Source organism: Cellulomonas bogoriensis 69B4 = DSM 16987 (genome assembly GCF_000767165.1).
In the GTDB taxonomy this organism is placed as follows: Bacteria; Actinomycetota; Actinomycetes; order Actinomycetales; family Cellulomonadaceae; genus Actinotalea; species Actinotalea bogoriensis.
Window position 1 is genome coordinate 1 of the sequence record NZ_AXCZ01000381.1, and the last position, 878, is coordinate 878.

The 878-nt window shown below is 75.4% G+C and carries 1 protein-coding gene; it reads right to left on the reverse strand.

Annotated features, from left to right (window positions below; genetic code table 11):
- Positions 1–764: S8 family serine peptidase (locus N869_RS15565; RefSeq protein ID WP_232229834.1), on the reverse strand; the 764-nt coding region annotated here is incomplete at its 3' end.
- Positions 765–878 lie beyond the last annotated feature (114 nt).

Genomic DNA, 878 nt, shown 5'->3' on the forward strand with positions numbered 1-878 from the left:
GCCCGGCGGTCCTCGCGCGTGGAGGCACCGACCGTCAGCGCCTGGGGAACGTGCGCGGGCGAGAACTGGCAGGCGTCGGCGTCGGAGTTCCCCGCCGCCGCCACGACCAGCAGCCCTGCGGCGGTGAGCCGCTCGACGGCACGCTGGGAGGTCAGGTTCCGGGACCCGCCCAGGGACATGTTGACCACACCCGGTGCACCCACGGGGTGGTGGGCGACGATCCAGTCGAGCCCGGCGGCCGTGCTCACCGAGTCGCCGTTGCCGTCGCAGTCCAGGACCCGCACCGGGACGACGGTCGCCCGCTTGGCCACACCGTGGGTGGTCCCGGCGACGGTCCCCGCGACGTGCGTGCCGTGGCCGTGGCAGTCGTGCGTGCCGCGTCCGTCGCGCACCACCGAGTGACCGGCGGCAACCCGACCGGCGAGCTGGGGGTGGCCGGCGTCGACGCCCGTGTCCACCACGTACACGCGCACACCCTGCCCACCGCCGGCGGGGTGGGTGTAGCGACGGTCCAGGGGCAACGAGGCCTGGTCCAGGCGGTCCAGGCCCCACGGCGGGTCGGTCTGGGTGCTCTGCGTGACGGACATCGGGACGACCGGTTCGACGAGCAGCACGTCACCCCGGGCGTCGATCTCGGTGGCCTGGTCCCCGTCCAGCTCGACGCTGAAGCCGTCCACGACGGTGTCGAACTCGTGCGTCGCCGCCACGCCCTGGTCCTCCAGGTCGGCGAGGACGTCGTCCGCGCGCCCCGGGCGCACGTGCACGACCCACTCCTGCTCCTCACCGGTGGACGCCGGCGACGTGGCCGCGACACCTGCCGGGTCGGGCACCGCGGTCGCCGCCGCGGGTACCGCGACCGGGAGCGTCGCGACGGCGGC